This is a genomic window from Agromyces selenitireducens (assembly GCF_052748465.2).
Map to the genome: position 1 here is coordinate 137431 of NZ_CM188259.1, position 13863 is coordinate 151293.

Here is a 13863-nt window from a genome sequence, read left to right on the forward strand (position 1 = left end):
CGCGTTCGATCAGTCGATGAGGCCGGATGCCGCGAGCCGGCGCAGCACCTCGACCCCAGCGGGCGGGCAGCGGTGCGCGTCGGCCGTGCCGACCCAGTGCACGGCGTCGATCTCGCCGGCCGGCGCAGGCGCGGCATCCGTTTCGGCGAGGAAGACGTGCATCAGCACGTGACGACCCTCGCCCTGCCCGTGCGCGAGTTCGCGCACCGTGAACGACTCGGTGAGCGACGCCGGGTCGAGCGCGAGCCCGACCTCCTCGAGCGCCTCGCGCGCCGCGGCCTCGGCGGGCGTCTCGCCGGGATCGATCTTGCCGCCGGGCATGTAGTGCACCTCACGCCCGCGCGCCGTGACCATGAGCACGCGGCGGTCGCGCACGAGCGCGACGGCGGCGACGTGCAGGTCGGGCAGGGGCGGCATCCGTTCAGCCTACGGTCGCCCGGACGGCGCGGCCGGACCGGCCGGCGATCACGGATGCTGCTCGGTGATGAACACGTCGTTCAGCGTGACGGTCGTGAGCCCGCGCTCGTCGAGCAGGTCGGCGAGCTGCCCGAAGACGCGCGTGGCGGGGTCGTGGTTGAGGTGCCCGATGACGATGCGTCCGGCCGTGAACCACTCGGTCGCGGCCGCCAGGATCTCGCCCTCGGATGCGGCAGGCGGGCCGAGGTCGCCGTACCAGCGGGTGGGCACCGTGTACCCGATCGCCGCCGCGGCGGCGTCGACGCGTGCGTCGTGCGCGCCGTACGGCGGCCGGAAGTAGGGCCGCGCGTCGACGCCGTACACCTCGGCGAGGAAGTCGTGGTTGCGCTGGAGCTCCGCCTGGATGCCGGCGTCGTCGAGCGTGGTGAGGTCGGGGTGCGACCACGTGTGGTTCGCGAGCTGGATGCGGCTGCTCGCGACGTGCGGGCGGAGCGTCTCGGCGTTGTCGGTCCACGACCGGTAGGTGCCGTTGACGAAGTAGGTGAGCCGCAGGTCGCGCTCGACGGCGAACGCCGTGAACGCGCCGACCACGGCCGAGTCGGTGCCGTCGTCGAGGGTGATGGCGATCACGTCGCCGGCCTCGGGCGGCAGCCCCGTCAGCGTGCCGGGCGGCACGGCGGCTCGGGGCACGTCGGGCGCGGGGGCGACCGGCGTCGCCGGTGCGGCCGCGGCCTCCGGCGAGGCGCCGCCGCCGTCGCGCGCGTCGGCCGCGAACTTGGCGAACAGGAGCACCGTCCCGATGCCGAGGGATGCCACGACGGTGCGCCGCGTCACGTCTCCCATCGGGCGCTCCCGTCCGGCGCCGTCCGGGCGGCGCCCACGGCTGTTCTACACCCGCGCCCGGACGCCCGGGCGTCGTCGCACCCGCGTGGTGCGATCCCGCGCCGCCCCGGCGAGGTGACGGATGCGGAACGCGTGCGCGTTTCGGGGCGGCATCCGCTCGACCGTAGGATAAGGACACCGACTTGCGGGCGTCTCGCCCGATTCCCTCTTTCGCTTTGGACCATTGGAGCCACCGTGGCCGCACCCAGCCGTCTCGATTCCGTCATCACGCTCGCCCAGCATCGGGGCTTCGTCTTCCAGGCGGGTGAGATCTACGGCGGATCCCGGTCGGCGTGGGACTACGGCCCCCTCGGCGTGGAGCTGAAGGAGAACATCAAGCGACAGTGGTGGCGGTCGATGGTGCAGGGCCGCGACGACGTCGTCGGCCTCGATTCGAGCGTCATCCTGCCCACGCCGGTGTGGGAGGCGTCGGGCCATGTCGCGGTGTTCACCGACCCGCTCATCGAGTGCCTGCACTGCCACAAGCGGTTCCGCGAAGACCACCTCGTCGAGGCGTACGAGGAGAAGAAGGGCCGCGAGCCCGAGAACGGCCTGCTCGACATCGCCTGCCCGAACTGCGGCACCCGCGGCCAGTGGACCGAGCCGCGCGCATTCTCGGGCCTGCTGAAGACGTTCCTCGGCGTCGTCGACGACGAGTCGGGCCTGCACTACCTGCGCCCCGAGACCGCGCAGGGCATCTTCGTGAACTTCGCCAACGTGCTGCAGGCGGCGCGCATGAAGCCGCCGTTCGGCATCGGCCAGATCGGCAAGTCGTTCCGCAACGAGATCACGCCCGGCAACTTCATCTTCCGCACGCGCGAGTTCGAGCAGATGGAGATGGAGTTCTTCGTCGAGCCCGGCACCGACGAGGAATGGCACCAGTACTGGATCGACGCCCGCTTCCAGTGGTACGTCGACCTCGGCATCGACCCCGGCAACCTGCGCCTGTTCGAGCACCCGAAGGACAAGCTCAGCCACTACTCCAAGCGCACCGTCGACATCGAGTACAAGTTCGGCTTCACGGGCGGCGAGTGGGGCGAGCTCGAGGGCGTCGCGAACCGCACCGACTTCGACCTGTCGACGCACGCGCAGCACTCGGGCAAGGACCTGTCGTTCTTCGACCAGTCGAAGAACGAGCGCTGGACCCCGTTCGTGATCGAGCCCGCGGCGGGCCTCACGCGCTCGCTCATGGCGTTCCTCGTCGACGCGTACCACGTCGAGGAGGTGCCGAACGCGAAGGGCGGCACCGACACCCGCACGGTGCTGAAGCTCGACCCGCGCCTCGCACCGGTCAAGGCCGCGGTGCTGCCGCTCTCGCGCAACGAGCGGCTCTCGCCGCTCGCGCGCGACGTCGCCGCACGCCTGCGCACGCTGTGGAACGTCGAGTTCGACGACGCCGGCGCCATCGGCCGCCGCTACCGCCGCCAGGACGAGATCGGCACGCCGTTCTGCGTCACGGTCGACTTCGACTCGCTCGACGACGACGCCGTGACGGTGCGCGACCGCGACACGATGGGGCAGGAGCGCGTGCCGCTCGCCGAGCTCGAGTCGTACCTCGGCGCGCGCCTCGTCGGCGCCTGAGCCGAGCCTCCGCCCGTCGCCTGGCGGCACCCACGGTGTACAGGAGATCCGCCGATCCACAGGACGGTCCGCGCCGATCCGTCCTGTGAATCGCGGGTCCTCCTGTTGACGGGGTTGGGTGATGGTGTGCAGAGCGGATGCCGCTGACGCCGCCGCGTCGCTAGGGTGAGCCGCATGCACGCGGCATCCGGTGGTGGCTTCTTCGACGTCGACCCGCCCGAGCCGCCTCCCGAGCCGGAGGTGCCGCCCGTCCCGCCATGGATCCAGCCGCCGCGCGACGAAGTTCCCGGCCGAGTTCTGCTCGACGAGGTGCTGTTCCGGAGCGATCGCGTCGTGCTCCTGCTGCGGGAGCTTCGCCGCTTCTCCACCGGCGTCGAGATCCGGCTCGGATGGATCGCACGCTCGGCGGGCATGCCGCACCGTGAGTGGGACCAGCTCATGCAGGAGGTCATGGGGTGGCACGGGTACCAGGACGGCGACCGGGCGCTCCGCGCCGGTCTCGTGCTTCCGGACGGCCGTCCGCTCCGGCCGCTGCATCTCACGCGGGCCTGGGACGCCGGCGAAGCGACCGAGCCACCGACTCTCGTCGTGAACCAGGGCGGCAGCGGTGGCGGGCCGGACCACTACGACGGCCGCCATTCGGCGTGGCTGTGGTGGCCTGAACTCCCTGACGGTGACCTCGAGCTCGTGTATGAATGCCGGGGCTTCGGCATTCCGCAGGGCACCCGCCGCATCCCGGCGAGCGTGCTCGCCGCCGCTCCTGCGCCCCGCCCGCTCTGGGATTGAGCGCCGTCAGCTTTCCGTAACCGTTCGCCCGGGTCGCCGCGCGCCCGCCGCGCGTACCGTGAGAAGACGGAGCGGGCCGAGGGCGCCCGCGGAACGAGGACCACGATGCGCGCACGACCCGACCGGCCGGTACGACCCCTCGGTGTGATCGCGCTGCTCGTCGGCGCGCTCGCGCTCGCCGGGTGCGCGACGACGGATGCCACGGGCGCGGGCGCCGACTCCGCAGCCACTGCGGAGCCGGACGCGATGACGTCCGAGCCGATGGACGACGCGAGCGAGACGCCCGAGGCATCCGCCGACACGATGGACGACGCCGAGGCCGCACCCGCCGAGGGCGCCTACCTCGACTACGAGGACGGCGCGATCGAGGCGACCGCCGGGCCGAAGGCGCTGTTCTTCCACGCGAGCTGGTGCCCGAAGTGCCGCGCGCTCGACGACGACCTGAAGGCGCAGGGCGCGCCCGACGGGCTGACGGTGTTCAAGGTCGACTACGACTCGCGCACCGACCTGCGCCAGCAGTACGGCGTGACGATCCAGACGACGATCGTGTTCGTCGACGACGCGGGCGAGAAGATCTCGAGCGTGGTGCTCTACGACGACCCGTCGGTCGAGTCGCTCGTCGCCGCGATCCCGTGACCGCGTCGCTCACCCTCGCGCTCGCCGCGGGCGTGCTCACGGTCGCCGCGCCATGCGTGCTGCCGCTGCTGCCCGTGATCGTCGGCGGCTCGATCGTGCGCGACGGCGACGAGCGCCGCGCCAGGTGGCGGCCGTACGTGATCGCGGGGTCGCTCGCGGCATCCGTCGTCATCTTCACGCTGCTGCTCAAGGCGACCACCGCGCTGCTCGGCATCCCGCCGCAGGTGTGGCAGGTGATCGCCGGGGGCATCGTGATCCTGCTCGGCGTCGACCTGCTGTTCCCGCAGCTGTGGGACCGCGTGTCGACCGCGCTCGGACTCGGCGCGCGCAGCGGCGCGATGCTCGACCGGTCGGTGCGTCGCCAGAGCGTGGGCGGCGACATCCTGACCGGTGCGGCCCTCGGCCCGGTGTTCTCGAGCTGCAGTCCGACCTACGCGCTCATCGTCGCGGCCGTGCTGCCGGTGTCGTTCGCGGAGGGCGTCGCCTATGTGTTCGCCTACGCGATCGGCCTGGCCGGGATGCTGCTGCTCATCGCGCTGCTGGGTCGCCGGCTCGTGCGCCGCCTCGGCTGGCTTGCGAACCCCGACGGATGGTTCCGCCGCGCGATCGGCGGGGTCTTCGTCGTCGTCGGGATCATCGTCGTCACGGGCTTCGACAAGCAGCTGCAGACGTGGATCCTCGACGCGGGGCTGTACGATCCGATCGCACGCCTCGAGGAGGTGATCGGTGGCGGCTGACGCGGACCTGCTGCTCGACGGGCGCCTCGTGCTGCTCGTCGACGACGACCCGACCGTGCTCGAGGTGTGCCGCAGCTACCTCGAGCAGGCGGGCTTCCGCGTGCTCGCCGCCGCCGACGCGTTCGCCGCGCTCGACCGCGTCGCGCGCGACCGCCCCGACCTCGTGGTGCTCGACCGCATGCTGCCCGGGCTCGACGGGATCGAGGTGTGCCGCCGCATCCGCTCGACATCGACCGTGCCCGTGATCATGCTCACCGCGCTGGGTGAGGAGGCCGACCGCATCGCGGGACTCGAGGCGGGCGTGGACGACTACCTCGCCAAGCCGTTCTCACCGCGGGAACTCACGCTGCGCGTGCGGTCGGTGCTGCGGCGGGCGCTGGCCGTGGAGGCCGTGGCCGCCTCGACGGCCGGCTCGCCGGCGGCCGTGATCGAGCGCGGACCGCTGCGCATCGACACGGCCGCGCACACCGTCGACCTCGACGATCGGCGGGTCAACCTCACGCAGCGCGAGTTCGAGCTGCTCGCCTTCCTCGCGCGACGGCCCGGCACCGTGTTCTCGCGTGAGGACCTGCTGTCCGGCGTGTGGGGCTGGACCCACGGCGACCTGTCGACCGTGACCGTGCACGTGCGGCGGCTGCGCGAGAAGATCGAGGCGGATGCCGCGAACCCGCGCCTGCTCGTGACGGTGTGGGGTTACGGTTACCGGTTCGACGACCCCGGCGAGGCGACATGAGCGGAACCGAGCTCCTCACGGTCATCGGGGTGTCGGCGGGCATCGCCGCGATCGTCGGCGTGGCGGCCTGGCTGCTGCTGCGGCGCTTCGCCCGCGCCCCGATCACGGTGCACCTCGTGACGGTGGTCGTCGCAGCGGTCGCCTCGGTGGTCGGCGGCGTCATGGTCGCGACGCAGGCGATGTACCTCACCGACCGCGACGCGCGCATCGCGCTCGTCATCGCGGTCACGAGCGGCGCGGTCGCGGTCGTCACGGCCTCGCTGCTCGGGCTCGAGATCGCGCGCGCCGCCCGGGTCCTGCGCGCCGCCGCCGAGGGCCTCGGCCGGGGCGTGCCGGTGGAGCGGCAGCCCCTGCCGGTCGGCGAGTTCCGGGCCGTGCTCGACGAGCTCGCGGCATCCGACGCCCGCCTTCGCGCCGCGCGTGACGAGATCGACCGGCAGGAGCACGCGCGGCGCGAGCTCGTGACGCGCATCGCGCACGACCTCCGGGTGCCGCTGGCCGGCATCCGCGCGCAGGCCGAGGCGCTGCAGGACGGCCTCGCGCCCGACCCCGACCGCTACCTCGCGCAGATCGGCGCGCAGGTCGGCCGGGTGGACGCGCTCGTGGCCGACCTGTTCGCCGTGTCGCAGATCGACGCGGGCACGCTCCGCCTGCGCCGCGAGCGGGTGTCGCTGGCGGACGTCGCGAGCGACGCCGTCGCCGAGCTGCGCGGTCTCGCCGACGGTGCGGGCGTGACGTTCGAGTTCGCGGCGACCGGCGCGGGCACGGTCGACGGTGACGCCGTCCAGCTCGGGCGAGCCGTGACCAACCTGCTGGCGAACGCCCTCCAGCACACGCCGAGCGGCGGTCGCGTCGCCGTCGCGGTCGACGAGATCGGCGAGCACGTGCGCCTCACGGTGGCCGACGGCGGCCCCGGCTTCGCGGCCGTCGACCTCGAGCACGCGTTCGAGGCCGGGTGGCGCGGCTCGGACGCCCGATCGCCGCACCGGCTCGACCTGACCGGCGGCGCCGGGCTGGGCCTCGCGATCGTCCGTGGGATCGCCCGCGCCCATGGCGGCGACGCGTCGGCAGCCAACGCCCCCGGCGGCGGTGCGGTGCTCACGCTCTCGCTGCCTGCCGCCGCCTGATCCGCACGAGATCGACCCGCGACCCGCGGGCGGGTCGTTGCCGCCCGCGGGTCCGGCTGCGATCATGACGCGCAAGCGCACGTCCGAGCGATCCCATTGGGGGAATGATGTCGAACGCATCCGGAGCGAACCCGCCCGACGACCGCACCGCGGTGATCGGGCCGGACGGGTCTCCGCCGGAACAGGGGCAGCGCAACGGGCTCGGCATCGCGTCCCTCGTCGTCGGCATCGTCGCAGCGGTGTTCGCGGTGCTGCCGATCGACTGGGCATGGATCGCCGGGGTCGTGCTCGCCGTCATCGGCCTCGTGCTCGGCATCGTCGGCCTCACCAGGGCCGACCGGCCCAAGGGCGTCGCGACGGCCGGCACCGTCGTGTCGGCCGCGGCGCTCGTGCTCGCGGTGATCGTGGGCATCCTGTACGGCACCGGCGTGCTCGGGGGCGGCCGGGCCGCGCCCATCGCCTCGCCCACCCCGTCCGCCTCGGTTCCGGCGTCGCCGACCGAGACCCCCACGCCGACGCCGACCGAGACGCCGACGGCGACCGTGCAGGAGTGGGCGGACGAGACGTGGGGCACGTTCTCGGCGGTCGACCAGGACGGTTCGGGCGATGCCGTCATCGCCATCCCCGCAGGCGCCACGGGCGGCATCGTCACCGCCACCTCCGACGGTGACGGCTTCACGCTCACGCTGCTCGACACCTCGAACTCGCCGTCCGGCGCGCCGCTCGTCGACGCTGCCGACGACTACGACGGCGTCACTGCGTGGGGCGTGTCCGACGCCACGTCGGCCACGAGCCTCCAGATCACCGCGAGCGGTTCCTGGACGGTGCGGATCGACCCCATGTCGGAGGCGCCCGAGTTGCCGAATGCCGCGAACGGCGACGGTGACGTCGTGTACCTGTACGGCGGCGACGCCGCGACGCTCGACGCGACGCACTCGGGGGACGACGCGGAGGACCCGTTCGTCGTCGCCCAGCAGGCGGCGCAGGCGTTCGGCGGCGCGAGGCTCATCGACGTGACCGGCCCCTACGACGGCAGCGTGCCGCTCGCCGCGGGACCGTCGGTGCTGACGGTGCAAGCCGACGAGGACTGGACGCTCTCGGTGGGCTAGGCGAGGGGCGCGGCGCGCAGCGCCCGCCATTCGCGGCGCAGTATCCCGTACACCGCGCTGTCCTCCCACGCGCCGTCGTTCCACTCCTCCTCGAGGAGGGTCGCCTCGTGCCGCATGCCGAGCCGCTCGCAGAGCCGGGCGGATGCCGCGTTGCGCGCGTCGAGATGCGCCTCCACGCGGTGCGCGACGAGCCGCCCGAATCCCAGGTCGAGCCCGGCGGCGGCGGCCTCCGTGGCGAGCCCGCGCCCCTGGAAGGCCGGATGCACGACCCAGCCGATCTCGAGCCGTGCATGATCGGCGGCCACGAGCCGGAGCATGACGTCGCCGATCACGCGGTCGGGTCGCGGGCCGTCGGGTCCGGCGTCCGTCGGCGAGGGCTCGCCGATCAGGACCATCGCGAGGAACACCGCGTCGCCGTCGGCCGCGAGGCGTCGCGAGGCCGCACGGTTCGCGGTGTGCTCGCGCGCCTCGTCGCGGTCGCGCTCGGGCCAGGGGATGTACCGCAGCACCTCGGGCAGGCGCTGGTACTCCCACACGTCGTCGGCATCGGCGGCGGCGAGCGGGCGCAGTCGCATCCGTTCGGTGCGGATCGGCCGGTGCTCGAGCTCGGCCATGTCGAACGGCAGGCGCAGCGCGGGCGGGCCGGCGTCGGCGGCCTCGTCGGGGCGGTCGAGCATGCTCACGGACCGAAAGCGTAGCGCCCGTGGAGCGTCAGCGGCCGCCGTCGGCGCGGCGCTCGGCGTCCGACTCCGGGTGCGACGCGTCGGTGCCGGCGGATGCCGCGGCCCCGGCCTCGGGGCGGATGCCGAACAGCGCCTCGAGCCCGTCGAGCCAGGCCTGGTGCTCGCCGGCGCGCGCGTACTCGCGCGACCGGGCCATGGGAGTGTGCAGCAGCACGCCGGCCATGTGGCGGAGCGCCGCCTCGGTGCGTCCGTCGTCGTCGCCGCGGACGCGTGCGCGACGGATCTCGCCGTCGAGCACGTCGAACACGTGCCTGCGGAGGGCGACGACGGCGGGCGCGAGGTCGAGCTCCTCGCCGACGCGGCTGAACTTGCGCGCGGCCCGCTCGACGAGCTCGCGAGCTGCATCGGTCGCGCCGAACTCCTCGAGCGGAGCGTGGATCTTGATGGTCTCGAGGTCGAGCAGGTCGACGCCCGCGAGGCCGGCGACGTCGGGGTCGACGTTGCGCGGCAGGCCGAGGTCGATCACGAGTTGCCGCGGCGCATCGGCCGTCGCGGCATCCGCCTCGCCTGCGTCGTCGCCGGCGCCCTCGCGCCCCGGGATCAGCGCCACGGGTGCGGGCAGATCGGCCGCGGCCAGCTCGACACGGCCGAGCTCGATGAGGGCACGGTCGACGACGTGGTGCTCGACCAGGGTGCAGGTCACGATGAGGTCGGCGCCGGCGGCGGCCATGGCGTAATCGCCCTGGGCCACGGCCGCGATGTCGTGGCTCGCGGCGAACTTCGCACCGCGGCCGGTGGGCGAGTACACGGCGACATCGGTGACGCCGCGGTCGCGGAGCGCCGCGAGCGACGCGCCCGCGTACCGGCCGGTGCCGACGAGCAGCACGCGCACGGCCGCCCAGTCGGTGACGCGGCTCTCCGCGAGGTCGAGCGCGAGGCGCACGAGCGAGCGGCCCTCGGTGCCGATGCCGGTGGCGTTCTTGACGCGCCGCGACGTCTGCGACGCGCGCTGGAACAGCCGTTCGAGCTCGGGGGTCGTGGTGCCCTCCCTGCGGGCTCGCTCGAGCGAGCGGCGCACCTGCCCGGCGATCTCGCCCTCGCCGACGACGACCGACTCGAGGCCGGATGCCACGGAGAACAGGTGCCCGGCGACCGCGTTGCCGTGCACGAAGCCGAACGTGCCGCGCAGCTCGTCGGGCTGGAGCTCGGCCACGTCGCCGACCGCGCGGATCGCGTCGTGCACGGCGTCGACGGGCGAGTCGCCCTCGGGGGTGTCGAGGTCGAGGTACGCCTCGAATCGGTTGCACGTGGCCACGACGACGGCGCCCTGCACGGCCGCGTGCCCGTCGAGGATGCGGGGTGCGGCGTGCTCGGCGGTCGCCGAAAGCCGTTCGAGCATGTCGAACCCGGCGTTCTTGTGACTCGCGGTGAGACAGATGAGCACCTGACGATTCTACCGGTGGTCGAAAGGTGCTCCGACCGGCGGTGTCACATCCGCCGGCCCGCGCGGCGTCAGGCCACGGCGTGAGGCCGGACGACCGGGATGGCGCCCGTCAGCGGCGGCAGCTCGAGGCCCTCTGCGGCGAGGGCGGCGCGGTGCCTGGCCTTCCATGCGCGCACGGTGGCGAAGAAGGGCCCGTCGGTGAGCGCGTACCGGCCCGGCCTCGGGTCGCTCAGCATGACGGGCAGCTCGATGCTGGTCCCGCCGCGGCGGATGCGGATGACCGCGACGGGCACGCTGGCGCTGCCCGCGACGGTGCTGTCGGAGCGGATGTTGCGCACCTCGCGCCATGGGAACGACGCGACGCGGCTCGGTCGGCGACCGCCGCCCCAGAACGAGATGCCGGCGTCGTCGGCGAGGATCGAGAACCGGCCCGGCAGCGTGCCGCCGCGGCTGCCGGGCTGACGCAGTTCGGCGAGGCGCGCGACGAGCTCGCGGTTGCGGATGCCGCAGGCGACCGCGCCGCCGTCGACCGACTCGAGCGCGCGGGCCCGGGCGCCGGCGCGAGTCGCGGCCGCCGCGCGCCGGAGTGCCGCGATGAGCGCCACGACCGCGGTCGCGGCGCCCAGGCCGACGACGAACTCGGTCGCCGGGACGTCGGGCAGGCTCGGCACGAGCCGGTCGATCGAGGAGCGGCCGAGGACGAGGCCGGCGACGAGGAGGGCTGCGGCCAGCGCGACCAGGACGATCAGTCCGGTGCGATGCCGCGTTGCAGTGCTGGACATGGGGACTCCGTCGGTGGCGGAGGCGCGTCGTCGTCGGGTGAGGCGTCCGGCGCGTCGTCATGCTCGGGGGTGCACGACCCGTCCGACTGTAGCGCCGTGGGAGCGCGCCCACCAGCCCCCGTTCTCCGGCGGGACAACATGACGGCGCAGGACGCGCCCAGCCGCGATGGGGGAGGATGTCGGTCGTGATCCTCTCCCCGCAGCATCCGCTCGCCTCAGGCCAGACCCATGACTCGCGCCTCGTACGTGCCTACCGTGCGGAGCGCAGCGACACCACGCCCGTGTGGTTCATGCGCCAGGCGGGGCGGTCGCTGCCCGAGTACCGCGAGCTGCGCGTCGGCACGCGCATGCTCGACGCGTGCCTCGACCCGGCCATGGCGGCCGAGATCACGCTGCAGCCCGTGCGCCGCCACGGCGTCGACGCGGGCATCTTCTTCAGCGACATCGTCGTGCCGTTGAAGCTCGTCGGCGTCGACGTCGAGATCCAGCCCGGCCGCGGACCCGTCTTCGCCAAGGCGTACGGGGATGCCGCGGGCGTCGCCGAGCTCACCGCGATCGACCCCGCGCGCCTCGACGAGGCCGCCGCGCCGATCACCGATGCCGTCCGGCGCACGGTCGCCGAGCTCGCCGGCCTCACCGCGCCCGGCGCCCCGACCTCGACGCCGCTCATCGGCTTCGCCGGCGCTCCGTTCACGCTCGCCGCCTACCTGACCGAGGGCGGGCCGTCGAAGGACCACCTCGCGGCCCGCACGCTCATGCACGCCGACCCCGGTGCGTGGCGCGCCCTCATGGAGTGGACCGCCGAGCTCACGGGCCGCTTCCTGCGCACGCAGGTGCTCGCCGGCGCCTCGGCAGCGCAGCTCTTCGATTCCTGGGCCGGCGCCCTGTCGCTCGCCGACTACGAGACCCACGTGGCGCCCGCCTCGGCGGCGGCGCTCACGCACGTGCACGACCTCGAGTACGACGTGCCGGGGGCGGCGGATGCCGCGGCCGAGCCGGCCCGCCGGGCCGTGCCCGTCGTGCACTTCGGCGTCGGCACAGGCGAACTGCTCGGCGCCATGAAGTCGGTCGGCGTCGACGTGGTCGGCGTGGACTACCGCGTGCCGCTCGACGTCGCGTCCGCCCGCATCGGCGCCGACGTGCCGTTGCAGGGCAACCTCGACCCCGCCCTGCTCGCGGCACCCTGGCCCGTGCTCGAGCGGGCCGTGCGCGACGTGCTCGCCCGCGGCCGGGTCGCCCCCGCGCACGTCTTCAACCTCGGCCACGGCGTGCCGCCCGAGACCGATCCGTCGGTGCTCACGCGCGTGGTCGAGCTGGTGCACGAGGCCGGGCGATGACGGATGCCGCCGACGCCCTCGCGGGCGCGGAGCACCGCACGACCGACGTGGTCGTGGTCGGCGGCGGCGTCGCCGGGCTGGTCGCGGCGCTCGAGTGCGCCCGGCTCGGGCTCGGCGTCACGGTGCTCGAGCGGGCCGAGCGCCCCGGCGGATGCGTCGGCCGCATCGACCTCGACGGCCTCGCGCTCGACAGCGGGGCGGAGTCGTTCGCGACGCGGAACGGCTCCGTCGCGGCGCTCGCCGAGCGACTCGGCCTCGCCGACCACGTCGAGAAGCCGAATCCGTCGGGTGCCTGGCTCGTGTGGGGTGAGGGCGACACACCGAAGGCGGCGCCACTGCCGCGGACGGGCGTGCTCGGCATCCCGGCGAACCCGCTCGGCGACGACGTGCGCGCCATCATCGGCTGGGGCGGTGCGTGGCGGGCCTGGCTCGACCGCATCCGCCCGATCCTCAAGATCGGCCGCGCCGAGCGGCTCGGCCCGCTCGTGCGGGAGCGCATGGGACAGGCGGTGCTCGACCGACTCGTCACGCCGATCTCGGCGGGCGTCTACTCGACCGACCCGAATGACCTCGACGTCGACGTGGTCGCACCCGGCCTGAACGAGGCGATGACCCGCGCCGGCTCGCTCTCGGGCGGCGTCGCGCAGCTCGTGGGCGAGCGCAGGGCCGGCACCGCGGTGCTCGGGCTCCGCGGCGGCATGCACACCCTCGTGGATGCCCTGCTGGCCGAGCTCTCGCGCTTCGGCGCCGACGTCCGCACGGGCGTGCGCGTCACGGTTCTCGAACGTCGCGACCCGAACCCGTCCGACGTCCAGGCCGTGCCGTCGTCGTGGCGCGCCGTCGGCGACCTGGCGGCAGCGGACGAGGACGCCGCCATCGTGGTGGACGCGCGCTTCGCGATCGTCGCGACCCCGGCGCACGTGTCACGGGAGCTGCTCGCCGGCATCGCGACCGAGGCGGCGCTCGCGGAGGAGTGGCCGGACGCGGCATCCGTCGAACTCGTCACGCTCGTGCTCGATGCGCCCGCGCTCGATGCCGCACCGCGCGGGACGGGCGTGCTCGTGGCCGCCGGAACGCCCGGCGTGACCGCGAAGGCGCTCACGCACTCGAGCGCCAAGTGGCCCTGGCTCGCGGATGCCGCGGGGGGCCGCCACGTCGTCCGGCTCTCGTACGGCCGCGCCGGGAGCGCCGGCCCGCTCACCGGGCTCGACGACGACGCCGTGACCGGACTCGCGGTGCGCGACGCGTCGGCGCTGCTCGGCGTGCCGCTCGACGCGACGCACGTCCGCGCGTCCGGTCGCAGCGCCTGGCGCGACGCGCTCTCCCAGGCCGCCGTGGGCCAGCGCGACCGCGTCCGCGCGCTCGAGGCGTCGATCGACGACGAGCCCGGGCTGGCGATCACCGGGTCGTGGGTGGCCGGAACCGGACTCGCGTCCGTCGTGCCGCACGCGATCGAGGCGGCGGGCCGCATCCGTCATCTCGCGCTCCACATCGCCGACGACGCATAGCCCCAGCGGAATACGAGGGGCGTCCGGAGCCCGCAACCCCCTTGCGCCGCTCGGAGCGGGGTCTACGCTGGAGGGACTGCTGTCTTCCAACCGCAGCGGGG

The 13863-nt window shown here is 74.0% G+C and carries 14 protein-coding genes; 9 read left to right on the plus strand and 5 right to left on the minus strand.

Going from position 1 to position 13863, the window contains the following annotated elements; all coding sequences use genetic code 11:
- Window positions 1-9: 9 nt before the first annotated feature.
- Window positions 10-417: an NUDIX domain-containing protein gene (locus tag ACULK4_RS00635; protein ID WP_445963991.1), complete on the minus strand. Its 408-nt coding sequence runs from the start codon at window positions 415-417 to the stop codon at window positions 10-12.
- Window positions 418-465: 48 nt separating this feature from the next.
- Window positions 466-1260, minus strand: coding sequence for a polysaccharide deacetylase family protein (locus ACULK4_RS00640; protein ID WP_445963992.1), 795 nt, complete (start codon window positions 1258-1260; stop codon window positions 466-468).
- Window positions 1261-1494: 234 nt separating this feature from the next.
- Here ACULK4_RS00640 and ACULK4_RS00645 point away from each other — a divergent pair, with 234 nt between their 5' ends.
- The 7 genes from ACULK4_RS00645 to ACULK4_RS00675 all read left to right on the plus strand — a co-directional run bounded on the left by ACULK4_RS00645 (window position 1495) and on the right by ACULK4_RS00675 (window position 8008).
- Window positions 1495-2880: a glycine--tRNA ligase gene (locus ACULK4_RS00645; RefSeq protein ID WP_445963993.1), complete on the plus strand. Its 1386-nt coding sequence runs from the start codon at window positions 1495-1497 to the stop codon at window positions 2878-2880.
- A gap of 174 nt (window positions 2881-3054) precedes the next feature.
- Window positions 3055-3666, plus strand: a complete 612-nt coding sequence (locus ACULK4_RS00650; protein ID WP_445963994.1) for a hypothetical protein — start codon at window positions 3055-3057, stop codon at window positions 3664-3666.
- Window positions 3667-3771: 105 nt separating this feature from the next.
- Window positions 3772-4302: a thioredoxin family protein gene (locus ACULK4_RS00655; RefSeq protein WP_445963995.1), complete on the plus strand. Its 531-nt coding sequence runs from the start codon at window positions 3772-3774 to the stop codon at window positions 4300-4302.
- Window positions 4299-5039, plus strand: coding sequence for a cytochrome c biogenesis CcdA family protein (locus tag ACULK4_RS00660; RefSeq protein ID WP_445963996.1), 741 nt, complete (start codon window positions 4299-4301; stop codon window positions 5037-5039). The genes ACULK4_RS00655 and ACULK4_RS00660 overlap by 4 nt, the downstream gene beginning before the upstream one ends.
- Window positions 5029-5772, plus strand: coding sequence for a response regulator (locus ACULK4_RS00665; RefSeq protein WP_445963997.1), 744 nt, complete (start codon window positions 5029-5031; stop codon window positions 5770-5772). Before ACULK4_RS00660 ends, ACULK4_RS00665 begins: the two co-directional genes overlap by 11 nt.
- Window positions 5769-6899 (plus strand): sensor histidine kinase, encoded by a 1131-nt coding sequence (locus ACULK4_RS00670; RefSeq protein WP_445963998.1) that lies wholly within the window; start codon window positions 5769-5771, stop codon window positions 6897-6899. Before ACULK4_RS00665 ends, ACULK4_RS00670 begins: the two co-directional genes overlap by 4 nt.
- A gap of 104 nt (window positions 6900-7003) precedes the next feature.
- Window positions 7004-8008, plus strand: coding sequence for a DUF4190 domain-containing protein (locus tag ACULK4_RS00675; protein ID WP_445963999.1), 1005 nt, complete (start codon window positions 7004-7006; stop codon window positions 8006-8008).
- Here the strand turns inward: ACULK4_RS00675 and ACULK4_RS00680 are convergent.
- From ACULK4_RS00680 to ACULK4_RS00690, 3 genes are all read right to left on the minus strand, one after another.
- Window positions 8005-8685 (minus strand): GNAT family N-acetyltransferase, encoded by a 681-nt coding sequence (locus ACULK4_RS00680; RefSeq protein WP_445964152.1) that lies wholly within the window; start codon window positions 8683-8685, stop codon window positions 8005-8007. The two genes, ACULK4_RS00675 and ACULK4_RS00680, sit on opposite strands and share 4 nt — an antisense overlap.
- Window positions 8686-8719: 34 nt before the next feature.
- Entirely contained in the window at window positions 8720-10135 is a 1416-nt protein-coding gene (locus ACULK4_RS00685; RefSeq protein WP_445964000.1) for a glutamyl-tRNA reductase, read from the minus strand.
- Between the two features lie 68 nt (window positions 10136-10203).
- Window positions 10204-10917, minus strand: a complete 714-nt coding sequence (locus tag ACULK4_RS00690; protein ID WP_445964001.1) for a hypothetical protein — start codon at window positions 10915-10917, stop codon at window positions 10204-10206.
- A gap of 176 nt (window positions 10918-11093) precedes the next feature.
- Between ACULK4_RS00690 and hemE the strand changes: the two genes are divergently transcribed.
- Window positions 11094-12254: a uroporphyrinogen decarboxylase gene (gene hemE, locus ACULK4_RS00695; protein WP_445964002.1), complete on the plus strand. Its 1161-nt coding sequence runs from the start codon at window positions 11094-11096 to the stop codon at window positions 12252-12254.
- On the plus strand, window positions 12251-13762 hold the full coding sequence (hemG, locus tag ACULK4_RS00700) for a protoporphyrinogen oxidase (protein WP_445964003.1): 1512 nt from the start codon (window positions 12251-12253) through the stop codon (window positions 13760-13762). Before hemE ends, hemG begins: the two co-directional genes overlap by 4 nt.
- The last annotated feature ends 101 nt before the right edge of the window (window positions 13763-13863 follow it).

Excerpts from the sequence above, each read along its gene's own strand:
- hemG (WP_445964003.1), top strand. The coding sequence starts at position 12,251 with ATGACGGATGCCGCCGACGCCCTCGCGGGCGCGGAGCACCGCACGACC.
- ACULK4_RS00680 (WP_445964152.1), bottom strand. The coding sequence starts at position 8,685 with ATGCTCGACCGCCCCGACGAGGCCGCCGACGCCGGCCCGCCCGCGCTG.
- ACULK4_RS00655 (WP_445963995.1), top strand. The coding sequence starts at position 3,772 with ATGCGCGCACGACCCGACCGGCCGGTACGACCCCTCGGTGTGATCGCG.
- hemE (WP_445964002.1), top strand. The coding sequence starts at position 11,094 with ATGTCGGTCGTGATCCTCTCCCCGCAGCATCCGCTCGCCTCAGGCCAG.
- ACULK4_RS00650 (WP_445963994.1), top strand. The coding sequence starts at position 3,055 with ATGCACGCGGCATCCGGTGGTGGCTTCTTCGACGTCGACCCGCCCGAG.
- ACULK4_RS00635 (WP_445963991.1), bottom strand. The coding sequence starts at position 417 with ATGCCGCCCCTGCCCGACCTGCACGTCGCCGCCGTCGCGCTCGTGCGC.
- ACULK4_RS00640 (WP_445963992.1), bottom strand. The coding sequence starts at position 1,260 with ATGGGAGACGTGACGCGGCGCACCGTCGTGGCATCCCTCGGCATCGGG.
- ACULK4_RS00690 (WP_445964001.1), bottom strand. The coding sequence starts at position 10,917 with ATGTCCAGCACTGCAACGCGGCATCGCACCGGACTGATCGTCCTGGTC.
- ACULK4_RS00675 (WP_445963999.1), top strand. The coding sequence starts at position 7,004 with ATGATGTCGAACGCATCCGGAGCGAACCCGCCCGACGACCGCACCGCG.
- ACULK4_RS00670 (WP_445963998.1), top strand. The coding sequence starts at position 5,769 with ATGAGCGGAACCGAGCTCCTCACGGTCATCGGGGTGTCGGCGGGCATC.